Here is a 19,174-nt window from a genome sequence, read left to right on the forward strand (position 1 = left end):
CTGCGGCGCCGCCCCGAGTTCCGGACCGCCTGGGACTCCACACCCCTGCAGGTCAGCTACAACTGGCATCGGCCGAACCCACTACACCTCCGTCCGACCGATGACAAACAGCCGACCGACCTGAACCTCGAAGTCGACCAGTATGGTGCCTGTTTCGAGATCCTCTCCGTCCACGGCCTATACAGCACCCACGCGATAGCCTGCTGATGGCCATCGCGCGCTCCCACCAACCGAGGCCGCCACACGGTCAGCCTCTCCTTCTTTGCGTGAGACCTCACCGTGTAGCGAGGCATGACAATGGCACGAAGGGCTTGCACTTCCTCGGCTGCACTGGCTCGTCACAGTGCGTCCCAATGCCACGGCCGAGCGATATCTCCTCGCAGGCACGCCAGCCGGTGCCGAACCTGGTAAGCAGCGTTGTCGCTGCTCGAAGACTGCGATAAGGCGAAGACAACCCATCGCAGCTCTTGCAGGTCTGCCAGCAGCCGGAAGGCCGGGTCCGTGGTGACATCCGCGCCATAGGTATCAACGAATGACCTGTAGTCGCCTTCTGACAAGCGGTCGAAGTCAGTACGATCAGCCGCGACCTGAATCAGGTCCCATGCGGGACGACCGAGCGAAACGCGCTCCAGGTCAACCACTATCGGGATTCCGTCGTGCGGGACGACGACGTTGCCTTGCCACGCATCCCCGTGGATGACTCTGCGCTGGACAGGCTCAGCCAGAGCCCGATACCTGCTGGACAGCGTGTCAAGATGTTCTATCAGCCACTCGCGATCGTTGTCCCCGAGAGCAGCTGCGTCCGTGATGGCTCCATGCAGGCCGGCGAGTGGATCGTGCTGTGGAAGCGTGAAGACCGTAGGCGGCGCGAGTGCATGAAGTCGACGAAGCACAGCAGCGAGTTCGGTTGTCGTAGCCGCGCGATGGGCCGGAATTCGCTCCCACCAGGTCACCGGGCGCTCTTCAATAACGGTGATCGGGTGAGCCACCTCCGCTACTCGAACCGTTGGCAGACCAGACGCGTTCAGCCACTGAGAAATACGCAACTCTCGCGTCGCCGACTCGACGGATCCCACCTTGCCGACTCGACCGACAAGCTCATCGACCAGGTAGATGCTGTTGGACCCGGCCCGGAGGAGTTCCGCACGGACCGAATCGATTCCGTTGACTGCTGCCGCTTCTTCAAGGATGGTCCGAGTGCCCTGCCCAGGAGAGCCTCCTCTGATCACTTCCTGTCCTTACATGAGGTTGCCTCGGCAATCAGTGCCCGTAGCTCCCTGACCTCGGCGATGCGACGGTGAGCGGTCGCTACTGCACCCAGCCCTTGGAGCTCGGTTGCGATGCGCGCCGACTTCAGCGCCTGGCTATGCCCTACCGCCTCCTGTCCGAGCACCGCAGCCTCCCGAGGGTCTCCGAGCTTCATCGTCAATGCAGCTAGCCGAATCTCTGAGAAAGTTCGAGACCTCCGGTACTCGGAGCCGTGCATGTCAATTGCGTACCGAAGCCGAGGCGCGGCAACATCAATCGCGTCGAGAGCCTCGGCCGCCAGCGCGAGCGCCTTCCCCGTGCTTCCGAGATGTTCGGCATCGTCGTAGAAGCACATCCAGGGCGGGTCCGTGCTCGGAGTACGAGCTGCGAAGAGCTCGTCTGCACGGGCAACCTCACCCACTACCTCGTCGCTACGTCCCAGCGCCGCCAAGTACTGCGCGCGCATCGCACTCAGCATCGCCCGAACGGTGACGGCCAAGCGATCAGATCGGACCTGCGCGAGCTCTATCAGGGACAGTGCGTTGTCCGGGTCACCGACGAACGCGAACCGACGGGCCATATCAGCGAGCGCGCTCGCCCGCAGGTCCCACGATCCAGCCGAATCAGCGCACCACAACGCAAAACGAAAGTACCGGTCAGCGCTCAAGAACTCACCCGCGTCGAACGCGGTATAGCCTACGACGCTGCTCAGATTGCCGACTGCCTCGAAGAGAGGGCGGCGCAGCTTGGCGCTCACCGAGCAGTGCACCCAAGGGGCATACTTCCTCAATTCGTGGCTCGCGGCCACTATCGCTGATGATCCCCCGCCATGAAGGTTCTCCGTCTCCGCAGCGGTCTGCGTGGCGAAGCGGATCGCTTCGATCTCGCTGTTGCCGACTCGAGCAGGCCGCGGTCCTTCGACGTCAGAGGAGACGACCAACGCCGCCGGTTGAGCAGACGGGCCGAACGGGCTGAACAGGTTCACCGCCAGAGTGTTGTCGGGTTGTCCCTCATCTCGCTGTCGACGGCGCGAGGAAACGAACCCGAGTTCAGCGTCGGAAGCCCCGAGGATGTGGTTCATCGCGCGCCGGTAGTCACCGTTCGGCCACCGCACTACTCCGCGTTCATATCGAGCGATGGCGTGCGCATCCAGGTCCCGTCGTGTGCCGGTCGTTCGCCATACATGCTCATTGATCGCATCAGCCAGCTCGGCTCGCGTCATCGTCTGTCCGGGAACAAGCCGAGAAGGCGTGCCTTCTCTGCGTTGTTGCAACTGCGTATTTGGGGGCACTGCACCTCCGCGTGACGTACGGGGACGCCGCTAAGTGTAGTCGGCTACCGCTTCGCAGATAGCGGCTCAATCTGCCCCATAACTTGCCCTCTTCCTCCAACGCTCGACGCTGGATGCTTGGAGGTGACCTACCCAAATGCAGTAGTTCCACACCAGCTGCTAGAGCCTTCTAGCGTGGTTCAGTGGGACGCCCGCCGTGCCCTACCAAGGGGGATTGATGAGCAGGACGAGCCTGAACTACGCCTCGGCAGATGAGCCGGGCATTCAGTCACCTGACCTCGGTCTGACTTGTCGACACAACGCCACCTCTGACGCAACCACCACGTCCTCTGACACCCTCAGCCGCCCGTCATTGTCGGATACCCTGGCTGACCTCGAGAACGCCGGTTTGATCTGTTCCACAGTTCAGCCTTTGTCGGGGCACGATGATCAGTCGCTTGTGATCGAGGCGTACCCGCTGCCCGTTCCTAAGCCGACGCCCGCCGCCCTAACTCAAGTGTTCGAGGCGATGACCCAAGCTGGGTGGCTGTGATGTCTCAGAGCACCTCTCCCGCTGCTGCTTTCGCAGAGACGCCTCGCTCCCGCTGCGAGTTCTATCGCCGAATTTGCTCCCTGCCGACGGTCGTCGACCCCAATACGGGGCGGATTACCATGCAGGCAGGACAGCTAATCGGCGCGGTGATGATGCCAACCCAGCTTGCTCAGCGGGTGAAGACCAGCCTCGATGTGCGTGGAGTGGCACCTCTGTCCATCATCGGCCATCCCCGCGCAGGGATGTGGACCTACCTGGTCAGAGCCGACCTTCGACCCATCACCGACCCTGCCGTTATCGCCCAACTGTGGCACGCCCGGGTGGTGGTCATCCGCGACGGAGACATCGCCCTACCCTCCCCCGCCCCGGACTCACAAGTGATCCGCACCTGGATCTCCCCGGCATCGAGCACCTTCCGCCCTTCCGGGGAAGTGGTGATCGAATGCGCCCGAGCCCTCCTACCCAGGACGGCTCGGCAATGACCCGCGCGAGCAGACCGTCTCCGCGCCCCGACGAAGCAGACGTCCGACTCTCGGTGCTGATTTCCAGCGTCCGAATGGAATTCGTCGCCTGTGTCACCGCCGCATTGGTGTTCGTGTGCGACGTGGCCGCCCACCGCCCCGGAACCGTAGCCGTCTCCCCTGGCCGGTGCACCGGCCTGCCCCGGCTCCCCAACGAACGGCTCTACCTCCAGCCCTGACCAACCGAATGGCCTCCGCACGTGATCCGGCGAGGTACCCGCGAGGTATTCCAGGTCGTGGCCTTGTGCCGAGGCGACCCCGGAGTTGCTTCCCGGCGATTCCGGGGCCACCCCCGACCCCACTCAAGTCAAGGAACCCAGCACGATGTACGCCAAGTTCGACACCACCACCACGCCTCGCTCACACCGCCGCCGATGGATCGCGGCGAGCGTACTCGGCACCCTCGCTGCCCTGACAACCGTCGCGATCGTGACCGCGCCCGACAGCGATGCCGGCTCGCGCACCGTCACATGCGCGCAGAGCACGTCCCCCTCCGGGGTGGTGAGTGGTTTCGGACCGGGTGACACGTCCAGCGGTCCGGGTGCGATCCTGGGGTTCAATTACGCCTACTACGTGCAGCGCTCAGCCGAGCAGGCCCGCCGGTTCCTCACCGCCGACGCCCTCGTCGGCCCTGGCGACCGGTTGCAGGCCGGGATCGATGCCGTCCCGGCGGGCACCCGGCACTGCGTGACGATCTCGCCGCTGGTCCGTCTGGGCGATGCGGACCTGTGGGCAGTCACCGTCACCGAATACCACCCCACCACCGAGCCGTTCGCGCCGCGCCAGATCATCACCACCCGCACTCTCGGCGCAGCGACGCTCATCAGCTCCATCAACCGCGCCTAACAGCGCGCGCCCCGACCACCTGAATACCTCGGGCCACCACAGCCGGTCCCCGGACCGGTCGACCCGAGGGTGGGGATCCGCTCCCGGAGGCCGCCCCGACACCCCACGCCTCCGGGAGCGCTCCCCCACACCCAGCGACCACACCCGGTAGCTATCCACCGGATTCCCTAACCACTGAAAAGTAACTGAAAGGTTAGATCATGTCCTACTCCAGCTGGTACGCCGTGGCCGATGACGGCCTGGAGCCGTTGCAGCGCAGCCTGATCGACATCGAGGCCGAGACCAAACACCAGCGCAGCTACAGCTCTGAGATCCTGCCCGGCCTGGTGCAGACCCTCGACTATGCCCGCGCGATCCTGTCCAAGTGCACGACCGTGCTCGGTGTACCCGACGACAGCGAGGCGACCGCGGCGGTACGGATGCAGCGCCAGGCCGTGCTCGACGCACCCGGGCACCGCTTCCACCTGCTCATCGGTGAAGCCGCGCTGCGGCGCACTGTCGGCAGCCACGCCATCATGGCCGCCCAGATCCGCCAGCTCGCTGACATCCTCACCAGCCGTGACACCGTCGATATCGGCATCATCCCGCTCGACGCGGAGTTCATCGGCCAGGCCGACAACTTCGTCATCCACGACGAGTCCAGCGTCGACATCGAGACCGTGACCGGCTCGGTCGAAACGAGCGGAGCCGACGAGATCGCGCTCGCGGTGCGCACCTTCGAACTGCTCGCTGATCAGGCCCGCTACGGCGAGCACGCCCGCGCCCTGCTCGATCGGGCCTTGGCCGAGCACGCCGGACCCGGCATCTAAGAACCACCTGACCGGTTCAGACCCCGACCCACGCCCTGCCAGGCCGTATCCCTCGTCACGGCCACAGGCACCGGGTCGGGGTCTGGACGCCACCTTCGAGAGGACTTGAAGCTCATGCCGACCACCGCTTTCCCTACCTGTGGATGCTCACAGCCACACACCGGTGGCCGGTGTGACACGGGCTCGCGCCGGACCGACCTGCGATACGACGTCGCCAACAGCGCGCGAGTCAGTAACTGGCTCCTCGGCGGCAAGGACTACTACGACATCGACCGGCTGGTCGCCAAGCACGCAGCCGACAGGGTTGTCGCCGCCACGTGCGAGGCACGCCGGTTCCTCCTGCGGGCGGTAGAGCACCTCACCAACGAACACGGTGTGTACCAGTACGTCGAGCTCGGCTGCGGAATCCCGCTACCGCCCAACCTCGGCGATGTCGCCGGTCGCGAGGTCGAGCGCGCCCGGGTGCTCTACCTCGACCACGACCAGCTCGTCGCGGCTCATGCCCGTGCCGTGGTGGTCAAGGGTCCCGACCGACGCTTCTCCATGGTCGATATCACCGACACCGCCACCGTCCTCGACCAGATCACCGCGTTCTTCGACCTCGACTTGCCGATCGCGTTGTGCCTGTCCGGCACCGCCGAATTCCTGGCTGACCCGCGCGCCGTGCTCGCGGAGCTGGCCGGCGGACTCCCGCCGAACAGTTGGCTCATCCTCAGCCACATCACCGAGGACATCTTCGGCGACGAGATCCGCACATGGGCCACTCACCTCACCTACCACGGAATCCCCTACCGCCCCCGCGATCACACCACCGTGAGCGCGATGCTGGCCCCCTACCAGCTACTCGACTCCGGCATCGTCGCACCACACCGCTGGCGACCCGACACCGGCGACCCCACCTACCAGCCATCCCACCACCAGCAATCCGACCTCAGCTGTTACGCCGCAGTAGGCCGCTACTCGGTCTAGACGGAGGAGTCGATCGTGGGCTATTCCCGCATACATCCCAGCGGATTCAGCCACGCACAAGTCGCGGCGATCAACGCACTGTCCACCGGGGCCAAGACCGCCCGCCAAGTCGCCCAAGGCAGGGCCCTGGGGCCGGTCACCGTCACACTGCGCTGGCTGGTCACCCACGGTTACGCCACCTCGACAGACACAGACACCCAAACCGCCGACACCGTTTACAAACTGACCGACCAGGGACACACCGCCATCCAACGAGTGCGGCCCTCCTAGGCTGCCCGGCCCGGACACCACACATCCCGCCGCCGCACAAGCAGCTAGTTCCTTCTGACGAAACCCTGTCGCATGCGTATAGGCCCGGCGACCAGAACTTCGGCACAGACACCACCCCTCTACCAAATCCGCTACCAGCACTGCGAAGACCCGCTGGTGGCACACGCACTAGGCGACGGACATCGAGAACCGCCGCGTGAGAATGGGAGGATTCGATGAGCATCCACCAGTTGGTCGTCATCGGATACGACGAGATCGTCCGCAACAAATACATGCCCGTGATCAAAACGGCGATCGACGAGGGGCATCTCGATTCCTGGTCGCTGATTGACCTTGAATCCGAGCGTGAGGTGATCGAGGCGCGCTTGGTCGGTGCGGACCCACAACCGCGTATGAAGTTCTTCGTCCAGGCCGACGGAGGCGATCGTGTGCTGGCACTGGATTCCGCGCTCACCGCACTGCGATTCCTGCGGGTTCCCGGGCTGCCGATGTTGGCCTACATCGCCACCGAGGTGGGTTCGCATGAGCCGTACCTGCGCCGTTGCGTCGAAGAGGGCATCGCCTCGTTGGTGGAGAAGCCGGTCCTGGCACCGATGAACGGGGGCGCATTCGATCCCACCCAGATCTCGGCAACCATGTCCGAGCTGATCGCTGGCGCCTCGGCCAAGAGGTCGCGGCATTCGGTGATGACGTTGAGCCGCTATCACAGCATCTACAACGATCGGCTCATCGCGCCGCTGCGGGAACGGATGCTCGCGTGGCGGGCGCCAGTGACCTCGTTCCACCTGCGGGCCGCAGGTGGTGTCTGGAATCTCGAGCACGAGTTCGTGACCCGCGACGACCACCCCTACCGGTATGGGTACGGGATGCTGATGCACGGCAGCTACCACTACATCGACCTCGCCGTGCAGGTCCTCGCACTCAACAAACTGCTGTTCGCTGGTCGGCCGCTGAGGTTGCAGGTCAGCTCGTTCGGGGCATTTCCTGCCGACCAAGGCAGCAGGGTTTCTTCTCGGGCGACGAAGCTGCTCGGCGGCCACGCGAAATGCGCGGTGCTGCGGCGTGAACCGCGACGATTCGGCGAGACCGACATCACCTCGACATTCCGGCTGGTCGACGCCGACACCGAGGCCACCATCACCTTGGGCACACTCTCTTTCGAGCAGACGACACCATCGATTCGAAGCTGGTCGACGTTTCCAGACGGGGTGTACAACAAGAACGGCCGGACCAGCAGTGTCGACCTGGAAGCCCAACTCTCAACGCTGTACTCGGTCCACGTCCACTGCTACGACGTCCCCCGAGGCCCCGACGCCGACAAGATCGGCGCGGTCGCCGAGATCCTCACCCGCGCCAACGCCTCGCTGCTCACCGACGACGCCTATGTCACCCGCGAGACGTTCGACGGCCTCTTCCACAGCGACAGCAACCGCGCCCTGATGCAGAACTGGTTGCGCGGCACCGAAACTCGCAGCCGTCTGCAAGACCACTACCTGCCGATGCGCGTCACCGAGGCCCTCGCGCTGTCGCTACGGATACCCGGCCAGATCGTGGAAGTCGACGGATTCTAGGAGCAAAAGCATGTGCACAGAACGCTCGCAAAAGGAAGTCACTGCCTTCTATCTCGCCGCACTGTCGAGCAACGCGACGACGGCCGAACGCTTGTCGGCACCGGTCTCCGATCGGTTCGCCGGATTCCTGAACGCCCTCGATCGACAGGCGCCGCGCACCGCGCTCGACCTCGGCTACGGCATGGGCACCTACACAATCGCCCTAGCCCGCGCCGGTTTCGAGGTCGTCGCCGTGGACCAGGTCCCGACGGAAATCCTGCGCACCCGCCTGGTCGGCGCCGAAAGCTGGGCGGACCGGATCGAACTGGTCCAGCAACGCATCGAGAACTACTCGATCGAGCGACGATTCGGACTTGTCATCGCCAAGGACGTCTTGCACTACCTACGGCAGGATCAGGTTCGCGAGATCCTGACCCGCTGCGTCCAGCGAGCACCTGTCGGCACCGGCCACTTTCTCGAAGTGTTCACCGACATCACGCGCACCGACAGGCAGGGCCGCCGGGTGCTGATCGAAAACGAAGCCGCCTACACCGCCGACACCTTCCGCACCACCATCGAACGGCTCTACAACAGGTGGGGCTGCCACATGAGCCTGACTCGGCACTGCGAACGCAACACCGACTCCCCCGGCAACTACTTCGAGGCCAACAAGATCACCGTCCGCGCCTACCGCACCAGCAACACCCAGGTCCGCTCATGAGTCGAAATGCACTCGGGCTCACCGTGATCGTGCCCTGCTACAACAGCGGCAGCTTCCTGCGCGAAGCCGTCGAATCCGCAGTTCGACAGCCGCTCTCGTTCCGCGGCGAGGTCGTGGTGATCGATGACGGAAGTGACGACCCGGACACCTTGGCCAGTCTCGATGCTTGTTCGGCCCTGCCGGAGGTTCGCGTCGTGCGACTGGGCGAGAACCAGGGGGCGCAGGCGGCCCGCAATGCCGGGCTCGACGCCGCTCGATACCCGTTCGTCCTGCCACTTGATTCCGACGACCGACTGGCCGCCGACCCCGCCCTCCTCGCCACTGGCAGCTACCCGGACCGGGCAGTGCGGCTCTTGGCGTCCGATCCCGAGCTCGCGTTCGTCCACACCTACTCCCAGATGTTCGGCACCTTCCAGGGCCTGACGATCTCGGCATACCCATGCCGCCAAGAGTTACTGGTCCGCAAGCACCACGCGCCGATGTCGATCGTGTACCGGCGTACTGATGCCCTCGCCGCGGGCGGCTACGACCCTCGGGTCCGCAAATGGCAGGACTGGTCTTTCGCCATCGACCTGCTCGCCGCCCGGCATCGGCGCGGCCACCCGAACACGATCGCGTGCATCCCGGGCCCGTTCCACGAATATCGCGTGCACGCTCGGTTCGCGCGCCTCTCAGTAGCCCAGGTCGATGAACTCGAGTCAGTGCGCCTCACCGTCGAGAAGAACCTCGACTACTTCCAGACGATCCTCGCCGACAACCGGCCCTCCGCCGAACTCGCCGGCTTCGTCTGCGCGAGCAAACCCGACCGGTTGACCGATCTGCTCCACATGGCCTCGGTCGACCTCGACCAGGCCCTGACCCTCGCCCGAGGCCGCAAAGCCACACTGGGCAGTCCCATCGACTTGCTGGGGATTCCATGACCGAGACCAACCCGAACCCGACTCCGACCGGCGGCCGTGATAGCTGCGATGCTCAGCCAATATGCTGGTCCACCGTGACCGAAACCCACCGCACAGACAGCATCGACCCCACAACCCTGCCGACGACCTTCGTACCGGTAGAACTCGAGGGCGAGCTGTACGTACGGTGGGTAGACAACGGCTACTTCACAGCCGACCCGACGAGTGACAAGCCCGCCTACACCGTCGTCATCCCGCCCCCGAACGTCACTGGCCGCCTGCACATGGGCCACGCCTACGAGCACACCCAGATCGACGCCATCACCCGGCGCAAGCGCATGCAGGGCTACGAGACCCTGTGGCAGCCCGGCATGGACCACGCCGGAATCGCCACCCAGAACGTCGTCGAACGCGAACTTGCCAAAGAGGGACTTTCCCGCCACGACCTCGGCCGTGAAGCGTTCGAGCAGCGTGTCTGGCAGTGGAAGGCCGAGTCCGGCGGCGCCATCTCCGACCAGATGCGCCGCCTCGGCGACGGCGTCGACTGGGACCGCGAGCGGTTCACCATGGACGAGGGCCTCTCGCGCGCGGTCCAAACGATCTTCAAACGCCTCTACGACGACGGCCTCATCTACCGGGCCGAACGCATCATCAACTGGTGCCCGCGCTGCGCCACCGCGATCTCCGACATCGAAGTCGACCACAAAGACCTCGACGGCGAGCTGGTGTCCATCCGCTACGGCGACGGCGAGGACGAGATCGTCGTCGCGACCACCCGCGCCGAGACCATGCTCGGCGACACCGCTGTCGCGGTGCACCCGAGCGACCCCCGCTACCAGCAGCTCGTGGGCCGCGAGATCGAACTGCCGATGACCGGACGCCGCATCCCGGTGGTCGCCGACGAACATGTCGACCCCGAGTTCGGCACCGGCGCGGTCAAGGTCACCCCCGCCCACGACCCGAACGACTTCGAGATCGGCCAACGCCACGACCTACCCTCGCTCACCGTGATGGACGAGCACGCGATCATCACTGCCCCCGGACCCTTCCAAGGGCTCGACCGGCTCGAAGCTCGCAGCGCCGTCGTCGCCGCCCTGCGCGCCGAAGGACGCATCGTCTCGGAGAAGCGGCCCTATGCCCACGCTGTCGGGCACTGCTCACGATGCGGCACCGTCATCGAGCCACGGCTGTCGATGCAGTGGTGGGTCAAGGTCGCACCGCTGGCCAAGGCCGCCGGTGACGCTGTTCGCGACGGAACAGTCACTGTCCATCCGCCCGAGCTGGCGGGCCGCTACTTCGACTGGGTCGACAACCTGCGCGACTGGAACATCTCCCGCCAGCTCTGGTGGGGACACCGCATCCCCATCTGGTACGGCCCTGCCGGCGAGATCGTCTGCGTCGGCCCCGACGAGACCGCCCCTGAAGGCTGGACCCAGGACCCCGACGTCCTCGACACCTGGTTCTCCTCGGCGCTGTGGCCGTTCTCGACCATGGGCTGGCCCGACCACACCGACGCCCTCGCGAAGTTCTACCCCAACAGCGTCCTGTTCACCGGTTACGACCTGCTGTTCTTCTGGATCGCCCGGATGATGATGTTTGGCATCTACGCCACCGACCAGGCACCGTTCGAGACCATCGCCCTGCACGGCATGGTCCGCGACAAACACGGCAAGAAGATGAGCAAGAGCTTCGGCAACGTGGTCGACCCGATCGACTGGATGGACGCCTACGGCACCGACGCCCTCCGCTTCGCGCTGGCCCGCGCCGCCAACCCCGGCACCGACGCACCCATCGCCGAAGAATCCGTCGCAGGCAGCCGCAACTTCACCACCAAGCTGTGGAACGCCAGCCGATTCGCCCTCCTCAACGGCGCAACAACCAGCGGGCCACTCCCCTCGGCCGCGGAACTCTCCGTCATCGACCGGTGGATCCTCTCGCGCCTGAACACGGTGATCGCCGAAGTCGACGGCTACTTCGAGGACTACCAGTTCGCCAAGCTGTCCGATCTGCTCTACCACTTCGCCTGGGACGAGACCTTCGACTGGTACCTCGAACTGTCCAAATCCGTATTCGCCCAAGGCGGCCCAGCCGCCGACACGGCGCGGCGAGTCCTCGGGCACGTGCTCGACACCCTGCTGAGGTTGCTGCACCCGCTCGTGCCGTTCGTCACCGAGAAGCTGTGGACGACCCTCACCGGTGCCGAATCGCTCGTCATCGCCGCCTGGCCCCAGGACTCCGGATTCCGCGACCCCGCTGCCGAGGCCACGGTGGCGCAGGTACAGCAACTCGTCACCGACGTTCGGCGGTTCCGTTCCGAGCAGGGCGTTCGCTCGAGCCAACGGGTGCCCGCAGAACTTCACCTCGCCGCGGTTCTGTCCGAGCACGAAGCCGCGATCCGACAACTGCTTCGCCTCGATCCGCCCTCGGCCAAATTCCAGCCGACAGCGACACTGTCGATCGGTGATTCGCGGGTCAGCCTCGACCTGTCACAGGCGATCGACGTCGAGGCCGAGAAGCGCCGCCTCGAAAAGGATCTCGCCGGCGCGCTCAAGGAGATCGAGGCCGCCGAGAAGAAGCTGAACAACGAGAACTTCCTTGCCAAAGCGCCCGACGAGATCGTCAGCGGGATCCGCAGCCGTCACCAGAACGCCGAGCTGGATGCCGAGCGAATCCGCGCGCAACTCTCCGCGTTGCTCGGCTAACAATCCGGCCGATCCAGTCCACGACCTGTCCTGGTGCGTTAACGCAGCGCACCGGGACAGGTCGTGAACTCCCGCGTGGAGTCTCCGATCCGAGCAAAAGGACTCCGTATGGACAACGCTCAACCGACAGCTGGGCCCAGATCCGCCAACACGCGATCGCTCTGGCCGTACTCGGAGCCACAGGCCTGACCTGGACACGGATCGAGGCAATTCGCGTTCGCGTGACAGGACTCCTCCCGGCCACGCCGCCCAGTCCGCAACTTGCCTCGGGCATTCACGCGTTCGCCGGACTCGGCGCCACGGAGTCGACATCTACCGCTGCGGAGCCAACGTCGCAGGCGCTCGCACAAGTTCTCTCCGTCGCAGCGATGAACTCAAGAAGCGATCGCGCTTGGCGTTTGGTCAGATTTGGCGCGAACCGATACTCGCCGGAGTCCTCAAGCTTGCCGGTCAGCAACGCGATCTCGTCGCTCGGATCGAGGTCGAACATGCGAAGACTCACGTCGCTCAGCCACGCCTGTTCGTCGCCCAGTCGAACGGATACGACGCCGCAGGATCGAAGCTTGGTCGCCAGGACCTCCGCATCGCGGCAAGTGATCCCTGGCGCCCTACCACGATGGTCGAGGCGCTCCAGCAGTTTCGCCCGCAGGTTGGTCCATCGGTCGGCGTGCTCGTGGACTGATTCTGTCCGCTCGTGCTGGTTCGAGAGTTCGACAGGACGCCATCGTTCGTCGACAACGCCTGTCTCGAGCACGATGCTGCCGAGAAATGCCGAGGTGTCAGGATCCGCGGAGAGTTGGGTCTCGACCGCGTCGTAGGTCGGGCTTCCCGTATGGTCTGGCTCCCATCGAATCACCCATTGATCGAGTCTCCAATAGTACTTGGCACCGATACGCACACCGAATCGCCTGCTGGCGTCGCCGACGAAGTTCCGAATCGCTGCGGCGCGGTCGATCGAGGGCTTGGCGAATCTCAAGAGCAGTGATGCCGACCCTGAAGGTGTCGCGCGGACAGCGTCCCAATCGACCTCCGAGATCCCGAGTAACCCCTTTACATCTCCCCACCGATACAGCGCGACCCGAACCTCGCGACCCCGGCGAATCGTCTTCGAGACATACTCCGCAGGTGTGATCCATCCAGCGTCCACGCAGTGGTCGAAGTCCGTCCGCCGAATCCCGAGAAGCTCGGATGCTTGGTCCGGGCCGACGAGACGCTCCTTGATCGCGCGTTCCCGGAACTCGGAGTCTGCGGCGAGACCCTCGATCTCTTCGGCGTTGTACCGTTCGAGCCGACCTGCCGCGATGCCGTACTCAGCCGTCAGCCGGTCGAATTCGTCTGGCCACAACGCGAGAATCCGGCGCGCCTCGACCTCGCTGTAGCTGGAGTCGATCCAGTCCAATCGTGTCGCCACGACCTCAGCGACGAGCTCGCTTTGTTCGACGCAGAGCAGGTCGGCGTCACTGATGCGGTACATGGGACGGTCCAGATAGGTTCCGATCTCCTCCAAGCAGCCAAGGTGTGACAGCTCCCAAATGTCCTCTGGGGCGACCGGGAGGTCCAGTGCTGCCGCCATTCGGGCGGCCAACCTAGTCGCGCCCAGTTGCGGCTCCCATCCAGAGGCCGAGCGGCGCTGCCCGGCGCCGCCAGGAGCGGTGGTCACGACTTCCAACTCGGAGACGATACCCTCGCCGCAGTAGCTCTCGATGTTGGTCAGGATCTCCGGACCGAGCGCTCGCAGTTGCTCCACCAGAACGGGGCTGGTAGCCCGTACGGTGAGCACCCCGTCCGTACACGAGACCGGCACCGCGACATCACCGATGGCCTTGCCGACGATGTCGTACCATTTCGCGATCACCAGCCGCGCGCCCGGCCACGCGCTAACCTCGGGCTTTCGCTGAACCGAGCCCCGTGCGGGCTGATCGGCCCCCACGCTGGCTGAGCCCTCGATTCGCTCAGCCTCTGGCGCGGAGTGCCCGGTGCGGCGCGTCCGCTTGGCGGCACGATCCCTACGCCGCTGCTCCTTCGATCGCTTCGACATGGAGCATGTCATACACAGTGATGGCAAACACATCGGCCACCCATTCGGCGTGTCACCGGAAATGACCCTCTGACCTGAGGTATGCGAGGCGTTCCGCCACCCAGTCTGACACCCGGCCAACCTAAGTCTTTCCTCTATCGACAACCACGGTCGGCGATCCACCGGTGTGGAAGATCTCCGCCGGGACCGTCGCCGGGTGCGTGCCAATATGTCGCGACGCCCGAACGATCTCCACGGCACGGAGTCTGGACCTGGGAGACGGACCGCCGATCTGTCGCGTCACGCACTACCGTGGAACGCGACCCGCCGTTCGCGAATAGGAAACCAATCACGATGACTGACCAGGATGACGACATCGCCGTCTACGAGGCTCGGCTCGCGCGGATCTACGCGCCCGAGTTGACATCGCTGAACGACCGCTTCGACACCGTCGGCGCGGTCGTCAACACCGGCGGCGGCTGCACCGCGATCGAAGCGGTCATTGGGACGGTGCCCGGCACCGAGCACCCGCTCCATCTCGTCGTCACGACTACCGAACCCGGCCTGGCGGAGGATCGGGCCGACATCCGGTACTGGTCCGTCGGGCTGTACGACGGCTACGAAGGTGGTGACACGCTCGCGGATGGTTACCACGCCGGATCCTTCGACGCGGCGGTCGACATGGCCGTGCGGAATCTGGAGGAAGGGATCGCCCCGACTTTCGACTACATCCGAGAGGACGAGTCCGAGTAGATCGCCGTCACGACGTCTTCGAGGATCCGGCGCGTACGGTCAGTTCGCCGTGAGATCCTCGTAATACGCCTCGCCGACCGGATGCTGCCACTGCAGGCTCGTGTACCGCTCGACCTGCCATTCGATGTGTTCGGTGGCCTCGGTGATCAATTCGGCGAGTTCGTGGGGGACATCGCCGTGCGAGCGGCTACGCCCGTCGTGAACGGTGTCCCATTTGGACTTGCCGCTTTTGCGGGTCGTCGCCCCTTGCTCGTGGCTTCCGAATCCCCTGAGCACGGTGTTCCATACCGGCTTATAGCCGACGCGTAGACCGTTCTCCCCCAAGTCGGCGTGCACGTCGGGCATGAGCAGGGCGCGGAACCGGAACTCCGCGATGGGCAGACCGCCCTCGATGATCGACGTTCGGTGCGAGCGCAGCCGTGAGAGCACTGGTCGGGGCGCCCGGACGGTCTTGCCGGTCGCGCTGTTGCTCGATCGCGCCTGCCCCGCGTACACGGGGATCTGGTATTTCGCGAGAGGACGATACAGGTCTACGCTGTCGCCGCGGTAGTACAGGGCGTAGAGGCCGGAGCCGTCGAACCGGGGGATCTCCTCCGCCATCGAGACCAACGGTTGCCGTTCGAGCATCTCGCAGATGGTGTTGGCGAGCCGGGTCGTCGACAGTGGGTCGAACGACTCGGGCGAGTATTCCGCGCTCACCATCTCCTACTTTCCTGGGCGTCGACACCGCGCGGCGCCGGGATCGAGAGGGGCGTCGGGCGCTTCATTCGTCGATCTCCGGCCCGTCCTCGGCCGCGTCGTCGTCGGGAAGGGACTCCGGTGTCACGTCGACGACTTCTCCCGCCCGGTAGTAGCGCCACGCGCTCCTGTACTCCTCGTCCTCCTTGTACATGATCACGTAGCCCATCAGGGCGGTGATCTGCCAGTCCTGTGGCAGAGCCGCGGACACCAGGCGGAATGCCTCGTGCGCGGTGAGATCCGCGCGGGCGACCTCGAGGATCTGCCGACTCGTCTGGATGGGGACCTTCTTCTCGTAGCGGAACACGAAGGGCAGTCCAGACTTCAACGCACCGAGGAAGGCCCCGACCGTCGTCGCGCCCGCCTCGATCCCGGGGACACGCACATCGAGGTTGATCGGGAACGCGACGTCGAAGTGCTTCTCCTTCAGGACCGTCTTGTCGCGCTGACGCCCGGGATCCTTGTTGCCGAAGCCGTTGTTGTTCCAGGGAACCCCGCCCTTGCCCTTGTAGTGGCTGATCAGCAGCTGTTCTGGCGCCAGCGCGGAGAAGTCCTCGGCGACGTACAGACACGAGAAGGTGACCCGGGTCAGCGGGATATCGCGGCGACCGGAGATCTTGCGCAAGTGCTGACCCAACCGGTCGCGGAGCGACTTGTCGGCCTTGCCCACGTAGACGAACTCGCCGTCGAGGTAGAGCTGGTAGACGCCGGGCCGTTCGTCGACGCCCTCGTTGAGGTTCTCCGCGGTCAGCGGGATGGCGACCAGCGTAGCGAGCGCTGCGGCCAACTGGTCCCCGAGCGCCTTGGTGATGCTGAGCCGGAAGTCGCTGTGGTGCGTGTCCCCACCGATCGGCGACATGTGCTGACTCATCTCGGTCCCCCTTCGATCACGATCACGAGAGAACTCTATGGGCTCGACTTCTGTCAATCGACTCACCACGTGCGTGACCGTTCCTGTCCTACCCCCGCGGTATGGTTTGCCCATGGATGACCAGCCGGGAAGCGTGACCAGGACACGGACCAGCGTCGAGTTGTTCGCCGGTGGTGGCGGACTCGCGATGGCCTGTCATCAGGCCGGGTTCCGACCCCTGTTGCTCAACGAGTTCAACAAGCGCGCCTGCCAGACCCTCGTCGCCAGCGCCCGTAAGACTCTAGGCACCGACGGCTTGGTCGAGATCGAGGACACCCGACCGGAGCCACCCGCGGTGGGGCGGCCCGCGCCGCTCTATCCTGCCGACGTGCGGGAACTCGATCTCACCGCCTTTGAGGGGGAGGTCGACGTCCTCGCCGGCGGACCGCCCTGCCAGCCGTTCAGCGCTGGTGGCGTCGCCAAGGGCGACGAGGACAAACGCAACATGTTCCCGGCGATGTTCAAGGCGATACGCCAAGTACGCCCGAAGGCTGTCATCTGCGAGAACGTCCGCGGGCTGCTCCGGCCCTCGTTCGCCGACTACTTCCAGTACATCGTCAACGAGCTACGGCTCCCCCACCAGCAGCGGGTCGACTCGACGCGCTGGCAGGATCACGACGCTGAACTGCGGCGGACCCTCGCCAATCTCCCCGACAACGACAGCGACCCCGATCACTACAAGGTCGTCGTGGTGCCCGTCAACGCCGCCGACTACGGCGTCCCGCAGATACGCAACCGCGTCGTCATCGTCGCGTTCCGCGCCGACCTCGGCGTCGATGTCGAGGCCTTCGAGAAACTCGTCAAGACACCCCGATACTCCGAAGCGGCGCTGTTCCGATCGATCAGGGACGGCGACTACTGGCGACGACACCCTGACGTGCCTGCCCACGTGCGAGCTCGCGTCGAGGAACGCATACCCAAGGTCGTGAAGGAGGACGACTGCCTACCCTGGCGCACACTGCGCGACGCCATCGCCGGGGCTGGTACCGACGCCACGTTGCCGAAACTGCCGAAGGTCGATCTGGAGCGGCTCGACGAGAAGTTCGACTTCGGCGAGAGCATCGGCGTCGAACATCACATCGGGTGGCCCGGCGCGCGAATCTACAAGGGCCACACCCCCAACGAACTCGACCGCCCCGCCAAGACGGTCAAGGCCGGAGTCCACGGTGTGCCCGGTGGCGAGTCGGTCATGCTGCTAGACGAACGCGACCGCGACCCCGAGTCCCCCGATGGGTGGACCTACCGACACCGCTACATGACCGTCCGCGAGACCGCCCGCGTGATGACCTTCCCCGACGAATGGCTCGGCTCCGGGCCCCGCGGCGAGCAGATGCGACAACTCGGCAACGCCGTCCCGGTCGTGCTGGGGGAGTTCTTCGCCTCAGCGGTCGCCGACGCCCTCACCACCGCGGAGGCGACGGAGGTCGACACAAACGACGCGCTCGTCTCGGCCCGCTGAACGATGCGCGAGCGGGTCGGCGAACATGGCTGGAACCAGCGGCAACCGTCAACGCGAGCGTACAAACGACGCGCTGGCGCCGTCGCCCCAGCCGTCGAGCAGGACCGGGCGGCGGGCGGACGACACCGACGAAGTGTTGACCTCGGTGACGGTCGCTTCGCGCGAGCGTCGGTCTCGCTCCGGGTCTATCGACGTACTCGGCGGATCCGCGCGTACCTGCGGTGGTCACAGGACGGCAAGTCCGTGGAACGCTATGTCTGCGAGGTCACTCACGACACGCGGAAGGACAACCTGAGCCAGGCGTGGCGAGAAGCCCACGCCCAGAACCTGGCTGGCGATAGGCCGCCGCCTTCCGAATCGAGCGCCTCGTCCCCCGCCGTACGCGCGGTGATGCGCGCGAACCGCAGACGGGACACCGGACCGGAAATGGCGTTGCGGAGGGAACTCTTCCAACGAGGACTGCGCTATCGGGTCGATACCCGACCACTGGCCGAACTCCGCCGAACGGCCGACATCGTCTTCACCGCCGACCACGTAGCCGTCTTCGTCGACGGATGCTTCTGGCACGGCTGTCCGTCACATCATCGCCCGGCGATCAAGAACTCCGACTTCTGGGTCCGGAAGATCGACGCCAACCGAGACCGCGACCGCGATACATCGACCAAGCTCCGCGAAGCCGGTTGGACCGTCATTCGAGTATGGGAGCACGAGGATCCGGAGTCGGCGGCCGCGCGAATCGAGGCTGTGGTTCTTGACCATCGTCGGCTTTCCCATCGATAGTCGCAGGACAAGCCGGTCGTGCGGACTCGACACCATGCCCGCGCTCGGACGGTTACACGCGCATGGCCCGTCAAGGGTGGCTTGCGTCAGGGTTCTCGTTGCCGCCGACGCTCGGTCGATGGTGTCGGCATCTTCCCTGTGCGCCAGTACTGCTCCAAC

At 65.2% G+C, this 19,174-nt stretch carries 18 protein-coding genes; 13 read left to right on the forward strand and 5 right to left on the reverse strand.

Going from position 1 to position 19,174, the window contains the following annotated elements; all coding sequences use genetic code 11:
- On the forward strand, positions 1-207 hold a 207-nt coding region (locus ON36_RS35960), incomplete at its 5' end, for a hypothetical protein (protein ID WP_043660442.1).
- A gap of 131 nt (positions 208-338) precedes the next feature.
- On the opposite strand, the gene ON36_RS33925 is transcribed toward ON36_RS35960, so the two are convergent.
- Together ON36_RS33925 and ON36_RS29125 are read right to left on the reverse strand one after the other, a co-directional pair.
- Positions 339-1,229: a phosphotransferase family protein gene (locus ON36_RS33925; protein WP_245558243.1), complete on the reverse strand. Its 891-nt coding sequence runs from the start codon at positions 1,227-1,229 to the stop codon at positions 339-341.
- Positions 1,226-2,470 (reverse strand): NsdA family TPR-like regulatory protein, encoded by a 1,245-nt coding sequence (locus ON36_RS29125; protein WP_043660445.1) that lies wholly within the window; start codon positions 2,468-2,470, stop codon positions 1,226-1,228. Before ON36_RS29125 ends, ON36_RS33925 begins: the two co-directional genes overlap by 4 nt.
- Positions 2,471-2,756: 286 nt before the next feature.
- Between ON36_RS29125 and ON36_RS35140 the strand changes: the two genes are divergently transcribed.
- The 9 genes from ON36_RS35140 (at position 2,757) to ON36_RS29165 (ending at position 12,358) form a co-directional block, all read left to right on the forward strand.
- Positions 2,757-3,071, forward strand: a complete 315-nt coding sequence (locus ON36_RS35140; RefSeq protein WP_157225059.1) for a hypothetical protein — start codon at positions 2,757-2,759, stop codon at positions 3,069-3,071.
- Positions 3,072-3,916: 845 nt separating this feature from the next.
- Complete coding sequence (locus tag ON36_RS33065; protein WP_052314471.1) at positions 3,917-4,438, forward strand: DUF8176 domain-containing protein; 522 nt, start codon at positions 3,917-3,919, stop codon at positions 4,436-4,438.
- A 200-nt stretch (positions 4,439-4,638) separates the two neighbouring features.
- A complete protein-coding gene (locus tag ON36_RS29140) occupies positions 4,639-5,247 on the forward strand; it encodes a DUF5753 domain-containing protein (RefSeq protein WP_052314472.1) in 609 nt (202 codons plus the stop codon).
- Positions 5,248-5,361: 114 nt separating this feature from the next.
- Positions 5,362-6,216: an SAM-dependent methyltransferase gene (locus tag ON36_RS29145; protein WP_043660448.1), complete on the forward strand. Its 855-nt coding sequence runs from the start codon at positions 5,362-5,364 to the stop codon at positions 6,214-6,216.
- Between the two features lie 15 nt (positions 6,217-6,231).
- Positions 6,232-6,486 carry a hypothetical protein gene (locus ON36_RS35145; RefSeq protein ID WP_157225060.1) on the forward strand — a complete coding sequence of 85 codons (255 nt, stop codon included), beginning with the start codon at positions 6,232-6,234 and terminating at the stop codon, positions 6,484-6,486.
- Positions 6,487-6,701: 215 nt separating this feature from the next.
- Complete coding sequence (locus ON36_RS29150; protein WP_043660450.1) at positions 6,702-8,057, forward strand: hypothetical protein; 1,356 nt, start codon at positions 6,702-6,704, stop codon at positions 8,055-8,057.
- Positions 8,058-8,067: 10 nt separating this feature from the next.
- Positions 8,068-8,757, forward strand: coding sequence for a class I SAM-dependent methyltransferase (locus ON36_RS29155; RefSeq protein WP_043660451.1), 690 nt, complete (start codon positions 8,068-8,070; stop codon positions 8,755-8,757).
- Positions 8,754-9,677 (forward strand): glycosyltransferase family 2 protein, encoded by a 924-nt coding sequence (locus tag ON36_RS33070; RefSeq protein WP_083885511.1) that lies wholly within the window; start codon positions 8,754-8,756, stop codon positions 9,675-9,677. Before ON36_RS29155 ends, ON36_RS33070 begins: the two co-directional genes overlap by 4 nt.
- A 74-nt stretch (positions 9,678-9,751) precedes the next feature.
- Positions 9,752-12,358 (forward strand): valine--tRNA ligase, encoded by a 2,607-nt coding sequence (locus ON36_RS29165; RefSeq protein WP_052314474.1) that lies wholly within the window; start codon positions 9,752-9,754, stop codon positions 12,356-12,358.
- 274 nt (positions 12,359-12,632) lie between these two features.
- Here the strand turns inward: ON36_RS29165 and ON36_RS33075 are convergent, their stop codons facing one another.
- Positions 12,633-14,396 carry a DciA family protein gene (locus tag ON36_RS33075; protein ID WP_157225061.1) on the reverse strand — a complete coding sequence of 588 codons (1,764 nt, stop codon included), beginning with the start codon at positions 14,394-14,396 and terminating at the stop codon, positions 12,633-12,635.
- A 291-nt stretch (positions 14,397-14,687) separates the two neighbouring features.
- Here ON36_RS33075 and ON36_RS29175 point away from each other — a divergent pair, with 291 nt between their 5' ends.
- Positions 14,688-15,128 carry a hypothetical protein gene (locus tag ON36_RS29175; RefSeq protein WP_157225062.1) on the forward strand — a complete coding sequence of 147 codons (441 nt, stop codon included), beginning with the start codon at positions 14,688-14,690 and terminating at the stop codon, positions 15,126-15,128.
- Between the two features lie 39 nt (positions 15,129-15,167).
- On the opposite strand, the gene ON36_RS29180 is transcribed toward ON36_RS29175, so the two are convergent.
- Entirely contained in the window at positions 15,168-15,830 is a 663-nt protein-coding gene (locus tag ON36_RS29180; protein WP_218001248.1) for an Eco29kI family restriction endonuclease, read from the reverse strand.
- A gap of 61 nt (positions 15,831-15,891) precedes the next feature.
- The gene (locus ON36_RS29185) at positions 15,892-16,737 is read right to left on the reverse strand and encodes a GIY-YIG nuclease family protein (protein ID WP_052314476.1); all 846 of its coding nucleotides are present in this window, start codon (positions 16,735-16,737) and stop codon (positions 15,892-15,894) included.
- 112 nt (positions 16,738-16,849) lie between these two features.
- On the opposite strand from ON36_RS29185, the gene ON36_RS29190 reads away from it, so the two are divergent.
- The gene (locus ON36_RS29190; protein WP_043660456.1) at positions 16,850-18,235 is read left to right on the forward strand and encodes a DNA cytosine methyltransferase; all 1,386 of its coding nucleotides are present in this window, start codon (positions 16,850-16,852) and stop codon (positions 18,233-18,235) included.
- A gap of 243 nt (positions 18,236-18,478) precedes the next feature.
- Positions 18,479-19,015: a very short patch repair endonuclease gene (locus ON36_RS36430; RefSeq protein ID WP_373281856.1), complete on the forward strand. Its 537-nt coding sequence runs from the start codon at positions 18,479-18,481 to the stop codon at positions 19,013-19,015.
- The last annotated feature ends 159 nt before the right edge of the window (positions 19,016-19,174 follow it).

Source organism: Nocardia thailandica NBRC 100428, from assembly GCF_000308795.1.
In the GTDB taxonomy this organism is placed as follows: Bacteria; Actinomycetota; Actinomycetes; order Mycobacteriales; family Mycobacteriaceae; genus Nocardia; species Nocardia thailandica.